Here is a 351-nt window from a genome sequence, read left to right as displayed (position 1 = left end):
TCGACGGCCTGAAGGCGGTCAGGGAATGCAACGGCACCGGTCTCGAAGTGGTGGCCGACGCCGCGCCCGCGTCCAAGAAAAAGCTGGTAACGCTACGTCTGGTCAACGGCCTGAAGAACCACACGCTCCTGATCGAAGACGGGATAACGGCTCAGGAGTTGGAACTCACCGCCTCCGATGTTCTGCAATTGATTCGCGGTTCCGAGATGATGGTACCGCGTGACGTAACGAGCTTGACGTAGATGGCCACGTCCTGTACCATGCGTACAATCACATCAAGCAAGGAGAAGTTCATGAGCCGTAAATTCACGACGCGTCCGGTACTCCCGCGCAAGGCACGTAAGCAGCGCC

General features: G+C 58.1%; 1 protein-coding gene. It reads left to right on the top strand.

The genetic code is table 11. From position 1 onward, the window contains the following. Window positions 1–242 (top strand): hypothetical protein (locus AC1RP4_RS07850; RefSeq protein ID WP_481763248.1); only part of this gene is annotated, 242 nt, incomplete at its 5' end. Window positions 243–351: the final 109 nt, after the last annotated feature.

This window comes from Dellaglioa sp. CoH-56-MRSF-10 (genome assembly GCF_056782175.1).
Note: the sequence above shows the minus strand (reverse complement) of the source record. Positions and strands in the feature narration are given on the sequence as shown.